This is a genomic window from Pseudomonas sp. SZ57, assembly GCF_009495975.1.
GTDB classification, from domain to species: domain Bacteria; phylum Pseudomonadota; class Gammaproteobacteria; order Pseudomonadales; family Pseudomonadaceae; genus Aquipseudomonas; species Aquipseudomonas syringae.
Genome location: NZ_WIBD01000015.1, coordinates 1 through 14,891, shown reverse-complemented (window position 1 = coordinate 14,891; position 14,891 = coordinate 1). Strand labels below are relative to the sequence as shown.

The following is a 14,891-nucleotide window of genomic DNA, read 5'->3' as shown; positions in this document are numbered from 1 at the left end:
GCGGGTTGTGCAAAGACACTCCCAAGGGTAATAACCTGATCGCAGCGGGCAGACTGCGACGGGAAGTTTTCAATGAGACCAGCTTGCATTCACCAGAAAATACGCAGCGCCTGGATGGGCAATGGCCTGCAAATGTTCTCTCTGCCTGAAATCAAAGGGTAGAATGCGCCGAAGGTATAGGCCGGAGCGCCCATGAGCGACCCTCTTTTCAGCAATGCAGAACACGACACGATCACCGATGCCGCTGCGCATTGGTGCATGCGCCTGCATGCAGAAGACTGTACCGCCGCCGAACGAAAAGCATTCGAGCAATGGCTGAAGGCCCACCCCCAGCATGCGGTCGAATACAACGCCATGCTCGAGGTCTGGGATATCACCGGACAAATCGAACCGCTCAATCCGGCACCTGTGCGCCAAGCCCAGGCTGAGCGGCCCGATCGCGTTCGGCCTCGTCGCGGTGGACGCTGGGTAAAACTGGCCGCAGCCGCAGCGGTGGTTGCCATGGCGCTGCCGATTACCGGGTACGTCGGCTGGCATCAAGGCTGGCTGCCTGATACCTACGAGACTTACAACGCCGATACCGCCACACGTCTGGTCATGCTCGAGGACGGCAGCCGTGCCGAGCTGAACCTGGGCACCGAGCTGACCTATGCCAATTATCGGGATCGACGCAGCGTCACGCTGAAAAAGGGCGAGGCGTTCTTTGAGGTCAGCCACGACAGCACACACCCCTTTGTGGTCGATGCCGGCGCAGGCAGCATCAGGGTCACCGGCACGCGCTTCAATGTGTGGATGTATCAGGATCAGGTACGCGTGACGCTGGTCGAGGGTTCGGTTCAGATCAACGCTGATCGTGCGCATCCTTCTTCGAGCCACGCCCTCGCCTCCGGCATGCAGGCCACTTACAAGGCGGGCGACGACGCTCCACTGATCAGCCAGACCGAAGCACGCGATACCAGCCTGGCGTGGCGCAATGGCAAACTGATCTTCAATGATCTGCCGCTCAGCCAGGCACTGCCGCTGATCAATCGCTACCTGCAAACACCCATTCTGCTGGCGGACAGCGCCACCGGTGCCATGCGCCTGGGCGGAAGTTACAACACCCACGACCTGTCGAGCCTGCTAGGCTCTCTGCCCAAGGTGTTGCCGGTGTATGTGACGCAGAATCAGAACGGCAACCCGGTACTCAACCGCCGCACCGCCGACACACCGAAAGGCTGATCGCACTCGCAGTCTTGCAGATGCGTAGCCCATTCGGCTGCGCCCATCGTCGGAACAATCCCCTCTCACTCCCGACGATTCTTCATCTAACCTCAAGCGCACCATGCTGCAGCGAGCCTGTACAGACTGGGTCGCGTATTTTTTTCAGTCGATCACTGAGGTTTTGCCGAGCTCGTTCGTCTTAGTAATTGAGAGTGTTTAAAAAGCCTGAAAAGGAGTTTGCGGATGTTCAATCGCCAAGGAATCACGACTCGCACCCTGCTGCGGCAAACCGCAGTGGCTGCGCAGGCACAGTCGCCCGCTCTGGAGACCGAGCGGCCCGGAAACGAGCACATCCGGATGCTTCTGAAAAGCTTTGGCCTGCGCACCAGCCTGGTTAGGCTCAAGGTGCTCGACGCGCTACTGGTCTCGAGCGAAGAAGGCCACCCTCTGGGAGTGCGCGGCGTACACAGCCAGTTGCTCAGGCTCGATGTGCCGCTATCGTTTCTCAGCGTGCGCGAGGTCCTCAAGCGACTGTGCGACGAGGGCGTGATCGACCTCAACGACGACAAGACCTACAGCCTGCATCCCCGCGCCCGGGAATGGCTGGGGGAAGTCGGCAAGGACAGCGCCCGGTAAACCCCGCCTCCTCGTCGCACCGGTCACCAGCGCTTAGCGCTTGACCTTGCGACGCATGATGCCGTTGAGGATCACCACCAGCACCGCCACGCTGATGGCGATGTACTGAAAGGTCTTTTCGGTGATGGCACCGCTGTTTTGCAGATGCGACAAGCCCAGCATGATCGCCAGAACGCCGAGGGCGATCAGAATCGAGTAAATCAAACGCTGCTTGTTGGTCATAACGGTTTCCTGAATGCTCATGAGCCGGCAACTGACGCTGCCTGTTTGCGGGCATATCTTACGCCGATGCGCAACGGATGGCATCGTCACCCTCCCTCTCACTCTCCTGCGCACCCTTTCCTGCACGATCTATCAACGACGTTGATTATCGTCATGCCGCGATGCGCGTTGCCGTGTAAAACTCCCATGCTTTAATACCGCCCCTGCTTCAACAGTGTGTTCAATTATTACCAAGGAGTTTTACATGCCCCATGAAGGCAGCCTGCTGCAGGTCGCAGTGGTATTTCTGCTCGCCGCCGTGCTGACGGTGCCGCTGGCCAAGCGGCTGAAGCTGGGCGCGGTGATCGGTTATTTGTTCGCCGGCGTGATCATCGGCCCTTCGGTACTGGGCCTGATCGGCGATACCGAGAGCGTCAGCCATATTTCCGAACTTGGCGTGGTACTGCTGCTGTTCATCATTGGCCTCGAGCTTTCGCCAAAGCGTTTATGGGTCATGCGCAAATCCGTGTTTGGCGTCGGCATGGCGCAGGTGCTCTTGACCGGCCTGATCATCGGCGGGGTCGCCTTCGCTGCCTTCGGCCAGCCGCTGAACACGGCGGTCATTCTGGGCCTGGGCCTTGCCCTGTCGTCCACGGCCTTCGGCCTGCAGAGCCTGGCGGAACGCAAGCAGCTGAACAGCCCGCACGGCAGGATGGCATTCGCGATTCTGCTGTTTCAGGACATTGCGGCGATCCCGCTGATTGCCATGGTGCCGTTTCTGGCCGGGGCTGACCACGCGATGGACACCGGCGAAAGCATCAACCACGGCCTGCGCGTGCTGGGCAGCATTGCCATCGTGGTGATTGGCGGACGCTATTTGCTGCGCCCGGTGTTCCGTATCGTCGCCAAGACCAAAATCCAGGAAGTCTCGACCGCCACGGCATTGCTGGTGGTGATAGGCACGGCGTGGCTGATGGAACTGGTCGGAGTGTCCATGGCGCTGGGCGCGTTTCTCGCTGGTCTGCTGCTGGCCGACTCCGAGTACCGTCATGAACTGGAAGCACAGATCGAACCGTTCAAGGGATTGCTACTGGGATTGTTCTTTATCAGCGTCGGCATGGGCGCCAACGTCGGCCTGTTGCTCAGCTCGCCGCTGATCGTGCTGGGCCTGACGCTGTTGCTGATCGCGATCAAGCTGCCGATGCTGTTCCTGATCGGTCGCACCCTTGGCGAACTCAACAACCGCAGCGCGTTGCAGTTGGGCCTGGTACTGGCCGCAGGCGGCGAATTTGCCTTTGTGGTGTTCAAGATCGGCAGCGCTCAGGGGCTGTTCGAGGCCGGGCTGTACGACATGCTGGTGTTGACCATCACCTTGTCGATGGCGATCACGCCGTTGCTGTTCATTGCTCTGGCGCGCTGGATCAAACCCAAGGTCAAACCTGTCGAGGTGCCTGAAGAGTACCGCGATATCCAGACCGACAAACCACGGGTGGTGATTGCCGGCATGGGCCGTATGGGGCAGATCGTCGCGCGTATCCTGCGCGCGCAGAAGATTCCTTTCATCGCCCTGGACACAGCCGTCGAGTCCATCGAGTTTTCACGCAGCTTCGGCAATGTCCCGGTCTTCTATGGCGACCCGTTGCGCCCGGAAATATTGCGTGCCGCCAAAGTCGATGAGGCCGAGTTCTTCGTCATCGCGACCGATGATCCCGACACCAACATCAAGACTGCCGAGCTGATCCGCAAGCTGTATCCGCACATGAAGATCATTGCCCGCGCACGTAACCGCCAGCATGTTCATCGGTTGATGGACCTGGGCGCTCACGCGGTTCGCGAAACGTTCTACTCAAGCCTGGAAATGAGTCGCCAGACCCTCATGGGCCTGGGCCTCAGCGAAACACAGGCCGATGCGCGCATCAGTCGCTTCAAGCGTCACGACGAACAGGTGCTGGCCGCTCAGCATGAGGTGTATGACGACGACGCCAAAGTCCTGCAGACCGCCCGCGAAGCCAGGGCCGACCTCGCGCAGCTGTTCGAGGCAGACCGTCTGGACGAAGAAGCCGCGAAAAGCTGACCTGCTCATGCGCCGCAGGCCTGGTCAGCGGCGCAACTCAGGCGTAAGGGCTGTCCCAGTAGCGCGCGTACATGCCGAGCTTCTTCTTCACGCCGCGCGGCAGGCGCTTTTCCTGCCGGCTCAGCTTGTAGGCCAGCAGCTTCAGCGCATTACGCACGAACGACACAGGCCACCAGAGAATTCGCCGGGGACCAAGGAATTTCAGCTCGGACTTGACGTAACGCATGCCCTCACCACCGATGCCGCCAAAGGTTTCGTAGATCCACGCTTCGCGGGCCTGGAACACGCCGATATCGAAGTAACGGCGAAACTCTTCGCGCAAGCTGTAATTGTGCGAATGACGGCATACAGCCGAGCCTTCGTACGCCGCTTTCCAGCCATCGATAAGCATTTTCGCGGTGACGTACATGTCTTCCGAAAGGATCACATGCCGCGGGAAACCGCCAATGGCCCGCAACGCTTCGCCTCGATAGGCCGCAAACGAGTTGGACATGAATGGCGTCTTGATGCCCAGCTTGCCGGCATCGGCGAGGGTCTTGATCTGCGAGGTCGGCGGGTAATTGAACAGCCGTGCATGCTGGGCCAGCAGGTTGGCGTCCTTGTGCGGCAACTGCCGCCCGCACACCGCACCGACCTTCGGGTCGGCGAACGGCAGCAGAAGGTTGGCGATGGCATTGATGTCTTCAACATACGCATCCTGGGTCATGAAGACATACACGTCATAGTCAGGATGCAGATCGACCATCATCTGCCGGGTGCCGCCGTGGTTGAAATCCTTGCTGTCGATGCGCAGCATATTGGCACATCGCGCTTGCGCCAGCTCCAGTGTGCCATCCGAGGAACTGGAGTCCACGATCAGCGTATCGAAGCTGGCAGTCTGCGCAGCCAGTGAATCCAGCAGACGCTCCAGATCCTTGCGTCCGTTGTAGGTCGGGATCACACAAGCCACTCTCAATGGCGCCATAACAATACTCCAGGGCGAAGTCCGGTTGCCCACTGTGTCAGCGTTGTTGAGCGTAGCTCATGCTTACCCGCCCCACCATTCGAATGCACTCAGCCGAGCACTTCACTCAACGGGATGAAGTTGACCCAGTCACCTTCGGCCACGGTCGAGCCTTCACGGACTTCAATCAGACCATCGGCCCACGCGGCGCTGCGCAGTACACCCGAACTCTGATTGCGATACGCCACGGCACGGCCCTGCTCCAGACGGCCGCGCAGGTACTCGCGACGATTGCCAGGACGCGTCCAGACAAACCCGGCGGGCACCGGGAACTGCAAAGGTGCGACGTCGATCACGCCCTGGCGACGCAGCAGGTAAGCCCTGGCCAGCAAGGCAAAAGTGACCAGCGTAGAGGCCGGATTACCCGGCAGACCGATCACCGGCACACCCCGAAAATGCCCGAAGGTCAGCGGTTTGCCAGGCTTGATGGCCAGCTTCCAGAGTGTCAGCTCGCCCTCTTCACGCAATGCGTGGCCGAGGAAATCCGCTTCGCCCACGGATACTCCGCCCGTGGAGAGAATCAGATCGACGCCCTGCAGGTTCGCCAGTGCAGCGCGAGTCTTTTCCAGATCGTCCGGCAGGATGCCTGCATCCACAACCTCGCATTCGAGCCGCTTCAGCCAGCTGCACAGCAACACCCGGTTGCTGTTGTAGATCTGCCCCGGCCCCAACGGCTGACCGGGCTCAATCAACTCGTCGCCCGTGGACAGCACCGCGACCCGTACACGACGAATGACCTCCAGCTCGGCGAGGCCCAGCGAGGCCGCCAGACCGAGTTCGATCGGACCCAGCCGCGTGCCGGCGGCCAGCACGGTATCGCCAACGCGGGTTTCCTGGCCTTGCGGACGAATGTTCTGCCCGGCGCCCAGTGGTTCGTTGAAGCGCACACGCTGATCCGCCAGCACCTCGGCGTTTTCCTGCATCTCGACGCAGTCAGCGCCTTCAGGCATCGGCGCGCCAGTGAAAATACGCGCACAGGTGCCAGGAGCCAGAGGCTCGGGGGCCTGACCGGCGAAGATACGCTGACTGACGGTCAACGGCTCGCCGTGCCAGTCCGCCACACGCAAGGCATAACCGTCCATGGCGCTGTTCGGCCAGGGCGGCAGATCCAGCGTTGAGACCAGATCCACCGCCAGCACCCGGCCTTCGGCATCGGCCAGCGAGACGCGTTGACGCTCGGTGATCGGCGTGGCCTCAGCCATCTTCAACAGACGCGCAATGGCGTCTTCAACAGGCAGCAGGGTTTTCGGCTGGTTGCTCATGAGCACTCAACCACGGGTTGCACAGGGCTCGGCCTGCTTGAGGTGAGGCACAAAGTTGCAAGGCCGGAAACGCGAATCCAGTTGCTGGGCAAGAATGCCATCCCATGCCGTGCGCACCGCATTGGTGGACCCGGGCAGGCAGCACACCAGCGTGCCATTGGACAGGCCGGCCAGCGCGCGGGACTGAATGGTCGAGGTGCCGATGTCCGGCACCGATATCTGCCGGAACAACTCACCGAAACCATCGACCTGCTTGTCCAGCAGGCAAGCAACGGCTTCAGGTGTGCTGTCACGGCCGGTAAAGCCGGTGCCACCGGTGATCAGCACGACCTGCACCTGATCGTCGGCAATCCAGGTCGCTACCTGAGCGCGGATCTTGTACAGGTCATCCTTGAGCAGCACGCGCTCGATCAGGCCGTGGCCTGCGTCGGTCAGGCGATCGACGAACATCTGCCCCGAGGTATCGGTTTCACGGGTACGGGTATCGCTGACGGTCAGTACGGCGATATTAAGGGGTACGAAAGGTGTGTCAGCCTTGGCTTTCATGGCCTCATCCAGTTGTTAAGAAAACAGGCGGGTGTTATATCACAGCCCTCCTTTTGACTGCCCGACGAGTGTTCGATGAATGTTCCTGCCCCACTGCCGCCCTGCTCGATTCTGCTGCTGGCCGGAGGCCGGGGACAGCGCATGGGCGGGCGTGACAAGGGCCTGATCGAGTGGCAGGGCACTGCGCTGATCGAACATCTGCACCGACTGACCCGGCCGCTGACCGACGACCTGATCATTTCCTGCAATCGCAATATCGATCGCTATGCGCGTTACGCCGATCGACTGGTGCAGGACGACGATACCGATTTCAACGGTCCTCTGGCCGGGATCCGCGCCGCACTGCCCCTAGCGCGGCATCGATGGTTGCTGATCCTGCCCTGCGACGCACCTTTGGTCGATGCAGCGTTGCTGCACGCACTGCGTGAAAAAGCCGTTGAATACCCGGAGCGACCGATAATGGTGCGTGAAGGTCAGCACTGGCAGCCGCTTTTAGGTATGATCCCTGTCGCTCACGCCGCAACGCTGGAAGCCGCATGGCAGGCCGGCGAACGCAGCCCGAGACGGGCTCTGGAACCGCTACAACCAGTCGCTCTGCAACTGGAAGCCGGCGATCCACGCCTGGCCAACCTGAACACTCCCTGTCTGTTGACCGGGATCAGTGAAAACCGCAACAAGTGACTGGTCATTGAAGTTGCTGCGGGTGTATACGGAACTTGCTGACGGTGTATCCGTCTGAGAGTTCAGCAAATCAAGAATCCATCTGGAGACACAGTAATGAAACAACGGACCCTTCCCGCTGCCTTCCTGCTTGCACTGAGCATTGCCTCCCTCGCCGGCTGCGCATCGCCCACTGTGATCACCTTGAACGATGGTCGTGAAATCCAGGCTGTCGACACGCCGAAGTACGATGAAGACTCTGGCTTCTACGAGTTCAAGCAACTCGACGGCAAGCAGACCCGCATCAACAAGGATCAGGTACGTACCGTCAAGGATCTGTGATCCGGGCGTCGCGTTACTGATTTGAAAAAACCCGCCGAGTGCGGGTTTTTTTTGCCTGTCATTTCACTGTCCCTGTACTACCAGTCGAGCTGCAACAGGCTCTCGAAGTGGCGCTGCTCGCCATTGAGCGGGTCGACGAAGCGCAAGCTGCTGGCCAGCAGCTTCAAAGGATTCCGATAGTCGTCCACCGGGTCTTTCACCACGTCCGGGTAGAACGGATCGTTGCAGATGGCAGCGCCCAGTGCAGCCATGTGTACACGCAGCTGATGTTTTTTGCCGGTCACCGGATAAAGCCCGTAGCGCCACAATTTATCCTGCCGTTCAAGCACCTCGATCTGCGTACGGGTGTTGCTAGCGCCGACGCCCTCCTGCATGCGAAAGAACGGTTCACCCTCGACCAGACGACTCTCGTGCAGACGCGGAAACGTCAGCTCCGGCAGCGCTGGCGCAATGGCCTGATAAAACTTGTCGATGCGCCGGGTAGGGAACAATGTCTGATAAGCCGAGCGCGTCTGCCGGTTGGCGGAAAACAGCACCAGCCCCGCGGTGTGCCGGTCGATGCGGTGCAGCGGCACCAGATCAGGATTGTCCAGACGATGGATCAGGCGGCGCAGCAAGGTTTGCTCGACATATTCGCCTGCGGGTGTCACCGGGAGAAAGTGCGGCTTGTCAGCCACCACCAGATGCTCGTCGGCGTAGAGGATCGTCTCAACCACGGGGATCGGCGTTTCGTTGGCAACCTCACGAAAGTAGTGAACCCGCAGCCCCTCCCGGTACGCCAGATCAGGCGCGATGGCCTTGCCGTTTTCGTCCAGCACCCGGCCGCGAGCAAACCGATCCAGCCACTGTTCGCGGCTGATGGCCGGAAATTTCGCGCACAGGCAATCGAGCACCGTGGCCCACGAGCCCGGTGGCAGATACAACGTACTGGCTTGCTGCTGTGCGGCGCTGAAGACGGACTCGGACATGCGGGGACTCGAACTCGTGTAAGCCTGAAGCGGCTGGCCGTGGATTATCACTGATTAGTGCGATCACCGCACAACATCGCTGCGTGGTAATCGACTCCTGCCTGCGACACTATTAACCATCTGGTACATTCCGTTTAACACCTGCCGACACCGGGCAGTGACACAAAAACAAGAGACGTATTTTATGACTCATGCTGAAAAACCCTCCATCCTCGCCGGCCTGATCGGCTCGGGCATCCAGGCCTCGCGCACGCCCGCCATGCACGAGCATGAAGGTGATGCGCAAGGCATGCGCTATCTGTATCGGCTGATCGACATCGACGCCCTGCAAGTGGACATCCACGCCCTGCCCCAGCTTCTGGAAGGCGCCCGACAGTGCGGCTTCACCGGCCTGAATATCACCTTCCCGTGCAAGCAGGCGGTCATCCCGTTACTCGATGAGCTGTCCGATGAAGCACGCGGTATCGGCGCGGTGAATACGGTGGTGTTCAAGGACGGCAAGCGCATCGGCCATAACACCGACTGCCTGGGCTTTGCCGAAGGTTTTCAGCGCGGCCTGGACAAGGCCCCACGCCAACAGGTGGTGCAGATGGGTGCAGGTGGCGCGGGCGCTGCCGTGGCTCATGCGCTGCTGAGCGCGGGCATCGAGCGCCTCAGCGTGTTCGAGGTCGAGCCGCAACGCGCCCAGGGGCTGGTGGACAACCTCAACCAGCACTTCGGTGCAGGGCGCGCTCAGGTGGGCATCGACCTGCCTGCGGCGATGGCCGAAGCCGACGGACTGGTCAATACCACGCCGGTCGGCATGACCAAACTGCCAGGCACGCCGTTGCCGGTCGAGTTGCTGCGGCCTGAACTGTGGGTGGCGGAAATCATTTACTTTCCGCTGGAAACCGAATTGCTCAAGCATGCCCGCGCACTGGGATGCCGCACCCTGGATGGCAGCACCATGGCGGTGTTTCAGGCGGTCAAGGCCTTTGAACTGTTCAGTGGCCAGTCCGCCGATGCAGAGCGGATGATGGCGCACTTCCACACGCTGTAAACATCAGCGCTTGAGATAACGCAACACAGCGTCGCAGATCATTGCCTTGTGACGCTGTTTGACCTCCTCGCTCCACAGCTCGATCTGAAAGATTTCGCTGAAGGTATGGCGATTGGAGATCCGGTAGAAGCAGAACGAGCTGATCATCAGGTGCAGGTCCACCGGGTGAACACCGTCACGAAACAGGCCGCTGGCTTCGCCACGACGCAGAATGCCGTCGAGCGCCCTGATGATGTTCTGGCTCTTGGCCTGAATCGATTCGGACTGTTTGACGTTCTCGCCGTTATGGATGTTTTCGATGCACACGATGCGCACGAAATCGACATTGCTGTCGTGGTGGTCGAAGGTGAACTCGACCACGCGATGAATCGCTTCCACCGGCTCGAGTTCGGACAGATTGAGCTGGCTCTCGGTGTTGCGAATCGCGCCGTAGAGTTTTTCCAGCACTTCGACGTACAGCTGCTCCTTGCTGCCGAAGTAGTAATAAATCATCCGTTTCGAGGTTTTGGTGCGTTCGGCAATGGCATCGACGCGCGCCCCCGACAGGCCATGGGCAACAAACTCGGCAACGGCAGCCTGCAGAATGTCTTCGCGGGTCTTTTCCGGATTGTTCTTGCGCCCTTTCGACGCAACGGCAACGGAGTCGTCAGTTGTTTTCATTGTTGGCTCATGACCACGAGTAATGCGCGGAGTATGAAGCCGACCGGCAACCGAGGGAAGCCGCGAGGGCGTCGAACCCTCGCAGCAGCCCTGCAATCGGATTCGCCTTACAGACGTGCCTGACGTGCTGCCACATTGCGCGCCTTGGCCATCGCCGCCAGACGCACCGGGACGTTGGCAGCGCCATACCCTACGTAGCCGTTCTTGCGCTGCAGGATTTCGAAAAAGAAGCGCCCGTCGAACGCATCGGTGTAGACGTGGAACAACTCGCCACCCTGCGCATCGCGGTCATAGAGCACGTTGTAATACGCCAGTTCGCTGAGAAACTCCTCGTCGAAATCGAAGCGCGCCGCCAGGTCATCGTAGTAATTGAGCGGGATGTCCAGCAACGGCACGCCCGCTTCCTTGGCGCGGCTCACTTCGGCGAAGATGTCTTCGCAGGAAAATGCGATGTGGTGCACGCCCGAGCCGCGATAGCTCGACAGCGCATGGGAGATGGCCGTATTGCGATTCTCGGAAATATTCAGCGGCAAGCGCACGGTGCTGCAACGGCTACGCAGCGCACGGCTCTTGACCAGACCGTAGGGGTCGGGCAAGACCACTTCGTCGTCAGCCTCGAAATCCAGAATGCTTTTGTAGAACAGCACCCAACTGTCCAGACTGTCGGCCGGCAGCGCCATGGCCATGTGGTCGATACGCTGCAACCCGCCCTTGGCGACGGCTTGCGGATCGACGACAAAATCGCTGTCGTAAATCGATTCTCCCGGCGCGGCGTTATCCACCAGATAGATCAGGCTGCCGTCAGGCGCGCGGACCGACGGAATCTCCCGCTCGTTGGGGCCGACCAGGCCACGATAGGGCTGGCCCTTGAAGGCACGCGCACGTTCCAGCGACTGATGGCCGTCGTCGACGCGCAAGGCAGTGGCGCACAGCGACGGGCCGTGCGCCTCGAAAAAACTGTGGGCGAAGGAATAGGGTTCGGCATTGAGCACAATCCTGATATCGCCCTGCCCCAGCAGACTGACCGCCTTGGAACGGTGCTGACCCAGCTTGGCAAAGCCCAGCCGTTGCAGCCAGCCCGACAGGCGAGCGCCGTGGCTCTCGTCAACGGCAAACTCGAGGAACTCGACACCATTGTAGGTGCTGGCTGCGGGTGGGTTGAAGAGAATTTCAGGAGCGGCGGCCGGCTCGTCACGCGCCATCAGCTGGCGGGTTTTCTCTTCCAGATAGAGCAGCGAACGCAGGCCGTCCGCGGCATTGGCGCGTGTCGGCGCTGCACGGAAGCCATCGTTGAACACTTCCAGCGACAACGGCCCGGTATAGCCACTGCGCAGGATCGGCGCGAGGAAGCCGGCCAGATCGAATTCACCCTGACCCGGGAAGCAGCGGAAATGGCGGCTCCACTCCAGTACATCCATCGCCAGAAGCGGTGCGTCGGCCATCTGCACGAAGAAGATCTTGTCGCCCGGGATCTGCGCGATAGCGCTCGGATCGCCTTTCAGCGACAGGGTATGGAAACTGTCGAGCAACACGCCAAGCGCCGGGTGGTCAACCTGACGCACCAGGTTCCAGACCTGTTGCCAGGTGTTCACGTGCTTGCCCCAAGCCAGCGCTTCATAACCGACGCGCAGGTTACGGGCACCCGCGCGCTCGGCGAGCAGGCCCAAGTCATCGAGCAGAATGTTTTCGTCGCCCACCGAATCGGCAGACGCATTGCTGCAGACCAGCACCAGATCGGTGCCCAGCTCCTGCATCAGATCGAATTTGCGTTCGGCACGGTCGATATTGCGCTGCAAACGATCACGGCGGCAGCCTTCGAAATCGCGGAACGGCTGAAACAGGGTGATGGCGATGCCCAGGTCGGCACACATTTGCCTGATGTTGCGTGGGCTACCGTCGTAATACAACAAGTCGTTTTCGAAAATCTCGACGCCGTCAAAGCCGGCTGCGGCGATGGCTTCGAGCTTTTCGGGCAGAGTACCGCTCAAGGATACGGTAGCAATTGAACGCTGCATGCTTTTCAGCTCCTGGATGAACGCGACCTGCTTGGGTCGCGACTGGACAGCACCGCATTCCTGGCCTTTCCCGGCCTTATTCAGAGGTGCGAGTAAAGTATTTGCCTGTGAAAATACTACAGCAACATAAAGTGTACGAACCGGTTAGTTTTACGTTCGATTATCGAACAAAAGCCGTTTTACTCAATTGACGCTGTATCTCGCAATGCTCAACATCAGCATCACATTGCAGGATAGACCCGCAGTCCGACATTTTTGATCTTCGCTTCATCAGCAGCAACCCATAACAATTCAAAAAACAGGAACATTGCTCATGTGCACCCTTCTCGCTTTGCTCGCCCGCTCGCCCGTCCGTCTTACCAGACGTCCTGTTCGACGAACCTGCCCGGCCAAAAGCCCGGCCTGGGTACACGTCGCCTGAAACATTCCAACACACTTACGCGGCCCAACCTGTAAATTGTCGGCCCGACGGATCGTTTCGAGGACAGCCTGAGTCTACAGGCCAGTCGAATCACGGTTCTACGACTTCACTTTACCTGCACAACGCCTGCATCGAGTGGACTTCTCAGTCCGACTGTTGCCAGCAGCACAGTCCTGGAACGGATGGTTAGAACATCATGCTTAACACCCAGACCACCCCTGTCGCCCAGGCCGCCCGTGCCGGGATGGGCGAAAAGATCCGCGGCGCACTCGCCGTGGGCAAGACTCGTTGGGGCATGCTCGCCCTGGTGTTCTTCGCCACTACGCTGAACTACATCGACCGGGCCGCGCTCGGCGTCATGCAGCCCATCCTCGCCAAGGAAATGAGCTGGACGGCGATGGACTACGCCAACATCAACTTCTGGTTTCAGGTCGGTTATGCGGTCGGCTTCGTGCTGCAGGGCCGCTTCATCGACAAGGTCGGTGTGAAGCGCGCGTTCTTCCTTGCGGTGCTGCTGTGGAGCCTGGCGACTGGCGCGCACGGCCTTGCCACTTCCGCTGTCGGCTTCATGGTCTGCCGCTTCATTCTGGGCCTGACCGAAGCCGCCAACTACCCGGCCTGTGTGAAGACCACACGCCTGTGGTTCCCTGCCGGTGAGCGCGCGGTGGCCACCGGTATCTTCAACGCCGGCACCAACGTCGGTGCCATGCTGACCCCGGCTCTGCTGCCAGTGATCCTCACGGTCTGGGGCTGGCAGGCCGCCTTCGTGGCGATGGGTTCGCTGGGGCTGCTCTGGGCCATCACCTGGCGCCTGAAGTACTACAACCCCGAAGAGCATCCGACCGTCAGCAAGACCGAGCTGGATTACATCAATCAGGAAGTCGAACCGGCGCCGGTCAAGGTGCCGTTCACCGGCATTCTGAAGATGCGTGGCACATGGGCGTTCGCGCTGGCGTATGCGATTACTGCTCCGGTGTTCTGGTTCTACCTGTACTGGCTGCCGCCGTTCCTCAATCAGCAATACAACCTGGGGATCAGCGTGACGCAGATGGGTATACCGCTGATTCTGATCTGGCTGACGGCTGACTTCGGCAGTGTCGGTGGCGGCATTCTGTCGTCCTGGCTGATTGGTCGTGGCATGCGTGCGACGACTGCGCGGCTGTTGTCGATGCTGATCTTTGCCATCACGATCTGCAGCGTGGTGTTCGCGGCCAATGCCAGTGGGTTGTGGGTGGCGGTACTGGCCATTTCGCTTGCCGTGGGTGCGCATCAGGCCTGGACGGCGAATATCTGGAGCCTAGTGATGGACTACACCCCCAAGCACATGATGAGTACCGTGTTCGGCTTCGGCGGCATGTGTGCGGCCATTGGCGGTATGTTCATGACGCAGATCGTGGGTGCGGTGCTGACCGCCACCAATAACAACTACAACGTGTTGTTCACCATGATCCCGGCGATGTATTTCATTGCCCTGATCTGGATGTACTTCATGGCCCCTCGCAAGGTTCCGACGCTCAGCGAGTAATCGTCTGACACCATCAAAAAGGCCCGGCTCGCTCAGTGACCGGGCCTTTTTGCTATCGTCCCTACGCTCTGCGCAGAGTGACGAGAAGTTTTCTCCCGTATAACTCTCGTTCCTCACGCTCCGCGCGGGAATGCAGTTCATGACGCTCTGCGTCAACAATCTCTGATGCGAAAACAATGTTATGACTTACCCACCATTCGCTGCCAACGAAGTGCTTTTCGAGCGCGATGGTACTGACGACGCAGAGTGCGACGTAAGGGACGGCTGAGTCCTGGCGCTGATCCGGGGGTAGCCTGGCAGGACGCCAGGCTAGCCGCACCGGGCCATGGATGGCGC

At 60.1% G+C, this 14,891-nt stretch carries 14 protein-coding genes; 7 read left to right on the top strand and 7 right to left on the bottom strand.

The window, feature by feature from the left end:
• The first annotated feature begins 192 nt into the window (after window positions 1-192).
• Window positions 193-1,221 carry a FecR family protein gene (locus GE543_RS14550; RefSeq protein WP_153221734.1) on the top strand — a complete coding sequence of 343 codons (1,029 nt, stop codon included), beginning with the start codon at window positions 193-195 and terminating at the stop codon, window positions 1,219-1,221.
• A 225-nt stretch (window positions 1,222-1,446) separates the two neighbouring features.
• Window positions 1,447-1,839: a hypothetical protein gene (locus GE543_RS14545; protein ID WP_003416214.1), complete on the top strand. Its 393-nt coding sequence runs from the start codon at window positions 1,447-1,449 to the stop codon at window positions 1,837-1,839.
• A gap of 33 nt (window positions 1,840-1,872) precedes the next feature.
• Here GE543_RS14545 and GE543_RS14540 read toward each other — a convergent pair whose 3' ends face one another.
• Entirely contained in the window at window positions 1,873-2,061 is a 189-nt protein-coding gene (locus tag GE543_RS14540) for a hypothetical protein (protein ID WP_003393013.1), read from the bottom strand.
• A gap of 244 nt (window positions 2,062-2,305) precedes the next feature.
• Here GE543_RS14540 and GE543_RS14535 point away from each other — a divergent pair, with 244 nt between their 5' ends.
• Complete coding sequence (locus GE543_RS14535; RefSeq protein WP_153221733.1) at window positions 2,306-4,114, top strand: monovalent cation:proton antiporter-2 (CPA2) family protein; 1,809 nt, start codon at window positions 2,306-2,308, stop codon at window positions 4,112-4,114.
• Between the two features lie 37 nt (window positions 4,115-4,151).
• On the opposite strand, the gene GE543_RS14530 is transcribed toward GE543_RS14535, so the two are convergent.
• The 3 genes from GE543_RS14530 to moaB all read right to left on the bottom strand — a co-directional run bounded on the left by GE543_RS14530 (window position 4,152) and on the right by moaB (window position 6,925).
• Window positions 4,152-5,078 carry a glycosyltransferase family 2 protein gene (locus tag GE543_RS14530; RefSeq protein WP_153221732.1) on the bottom strand — a complete coding sequence of 309 codons (927 nt, stop codon included), beginning with the start codon at window positions 5,076-5,078 and terminating at the stop codon, window positions 4,152-4,154.
• Between the two features lie 89 nt (window positions 5,079-5,167).
• Complete coding sequence (gene glp, locus GE543_RS14525) at window positions 5,168-6,379, bottom strand: gephyrin-like molybdotransferase Glp (RefSeq protein WP_046269857.1); 1,212 nt, start codon at window positions 6,377-6,379, stop codon at window positions 5,168-5,170.
• A 6-nt stretch (window positions 6,380-6,385) separates the two neighbouring features.
• Window positions 6,386-6,925, bottom strand: coding sequence for a molybdenum cofactor biosynthesis protein B (moaB, locus tag GE543_RS14520; RefSeq protein ID WP_002553131.1), 540 nt, complete (start codon window positions 6,923-6,925; stop codon window positions 6,386-6,388).
• A 75-nt stretch (window positions 6,926-7,000) separates the two neighbouring features.
• Here moaB and mobA point away from each other — a divergent pair, with 75 nt between their 5' ends.
• Both mobA and GE543_RS14510 read left to right on the top strand, forming a co-directional pair.
• Window positions 7,001-7,606, top strand: a complete 606-nt coding sequence (gene mobA, locus GE543_RS14515; protein WP_153221731.1) for a molybdenum cofactor guanylyltransferase MobA — start codon at window positions 7,001-7,003, stop codon at window positions 7,604-7,606.
• Between the two features lie 96 nt (window positions 7,607-7,702).
• Window positions 7,703-7,927: a YgdI/YgdR family lipoprotein gene (locus GE543_RS14510; RefSeq protein WP_003315600.1), complete on the top strand. Its 225-nt coding sequence runs from the start codon at window positions 7,703-7,705 to the stop codon at window positions 7,925-7,927.
• 77 nt (window positions 7,928-8,004) lie between these two features.
• Here GE543_RS14510 and GE543_RS14505 read toward each other — a convergent pair whose 3' ends face one another.
• On the bottom strand, window positions 8,005-8,895 hold the full coding sequence (locus GE543_RS14505; protein WP_057405613.1) for a pseudouridine synthase: 891 nt from the start codon (window positions 8,893-8,895) through the stop codon (window positions 8,005-8,007).
• 184 nt (window positions 8,896-9,079) lie between these two features.
• Here GE543_RS14505 and GE543_RS14500 point away from each other — a divergent pair, with 184 nt between their 5' ends.
• A complete protein-coding gene (locus tag GE543_RS14500; RefSeq protein WP_153221730.1) occupies window positions 9,080-9,934 on the top strand; it encodes a shikimate dehydrogenase in 855 nt (284 codons plus the stop codon).
• A gap of 3 nt (window positions 9,935-9,937) precedes the next feature.
• Here the strand turns inward: GE543_RS14500 and GE543_RS14495 are convergent, their stop codons facing one another.
• Complete coding sequence (locus tag GE543_RS14495; RefSeq protein WP_003416207.1) at window positions 9,938-10,594, bottom strand: TetR/AcrR family transcriptional regulator; 657 nt, start codon at window positions 10,592-10,594, stop codon at window positions 9,938-9,940.
• Between the two features lie 107 nt (window positions 10,595-10,701).
• Window positions 10,702-12,609 (bottom strand): 3-dehydroshikimate dehydratase QuiC, encoded by a 1,908-nt coding sequence (gene quiC / locus GE543_RS14490; protein ID WP_003433018.1) that lies wholly within the window; start codon window positions 12,607-12,609, stop codon window positions 10,702-10,704.
• A gap of 617 nt (window positions 12,610-13,226) precedes the next feature.
• Between quiC and GE543_RS14485 the strand changes: the two genes are divergently transcribed.
• Window positions 13,227-14,555, top strand: a complete 1,329-nt coding sequence (locus GE543_RS14485) for an MFS transporter (protein ID WP_153221729.1) — start codon at window positions 13,227-13,229, stop codon at window positions 14,553-14,555.
• Window positions 14,556-14,891: the final 336 nt, after the last annotated feature.

What these genes read in the sequence shown, in the direction of transcription:
- quiC (WP_003433018.1), bottom strand. Translation starts at nt 12,609, where the DNA reads ATGCAGCGTTCAATTGCTACCGTATCCTTGAGCGGTACTCTGCCCGAA.
- GE543_RS14500 (WP_153221730.1), top strand. Translation starts at nt 9,080, where the DNA reads ATGACTCATGCTGAAAAACCCTCCATCCTCGCCGGCCTGATCGGCTCG.
- GE543_RS14550 (WP_153221734.1), top strand. Translation starts at nt 193, where the DNA reads ATGAGCGACCCTCTTTTCAGCAATGCAGAACACGACACGATCACCGAT.
- mobA (WP_153221731.1), top strand. Translation starts at nt 7,001, where the DNA reads ATGAATGTTCCTGCCCCACTGCCGCCCTGCTCGATTCTGCTGCTGGCC.
- moaB (WP_002553131.1), bottom strand. Translation starts at nt 6,925, where the DNA reads ATGAAAGCCAAGGCTGACACACCTTTCGTACCCCTTAATATCGCCGTA.
- GE543_RS14495 (WP_003416207.1), bottom strand. Translation starts at nt 10,594, where the DNA reads ATGAAAACAACTGACGACTCCGTTGCCGTTGCGTCGAAAGGGCGCAAG.
- GE543_RS14505 (WP_057405613.1), bottom strand. Translation starts at nt 8,895, where the DNA reads ATGTCCGAGTCCGTCTTCAGCGCCGCACAGCAGCAAGCCAGTACGTTG.
- GE543_RS14535 (WP_153221733.1), top strand. Translation starts at nt 2,306, where the DNA reads ATGCCCCATGAAGGCAGCCTGCTGCAGGTCGCAGTGGTATTTCTGCTC.
- GE543_RS14540 (WP_003393013.1), bottom strand. Translation starts at nt 2,061, where the DNA reads ATGACCAACAAGCAGCGTTTGATTTACTCGATTCTGATCGCCCTCGGC.
- GE543_RS14485 (WP_153221729.1), top strand. Translation starts at nt 13,227, where the DNA reads ATGCTTAACACCCAGACCACCCCTGTCGCCCAGGCCGCCCGTGCCGGG.
- glp (WP_046269857.1), bottom strand. Translation starts at nt 6,379, where the DNA reads ATGAGCAACCAGCCGAAAACCCTGCTGCCTGTTGAAGACGCCATTGCG.
- GE543_RS14530 (WP_153221732.1), bottom strand. Translation starts at nt 5,078, where the DNA reads ATGGCGCCATTGAGAGTGGCTTGTGTGATCCCGACCTACAACGGACGC.
- GE543_RS14545 (WP_003416214.1), top strand. Translation starts at nt 1,447, where the DNA reads ATGTTCAATCGCCAAGGAATCACGACTCGCACCCTGCTGCGGCAAACC.
- GE543_RS14510 (WP_003315600.1), top strand. Translation starts at nt 7,703, where the DNA reads ATGAAACAACGGACCCTTCCCGCTGCCTTCCTGCTTGCACTGAGCATT.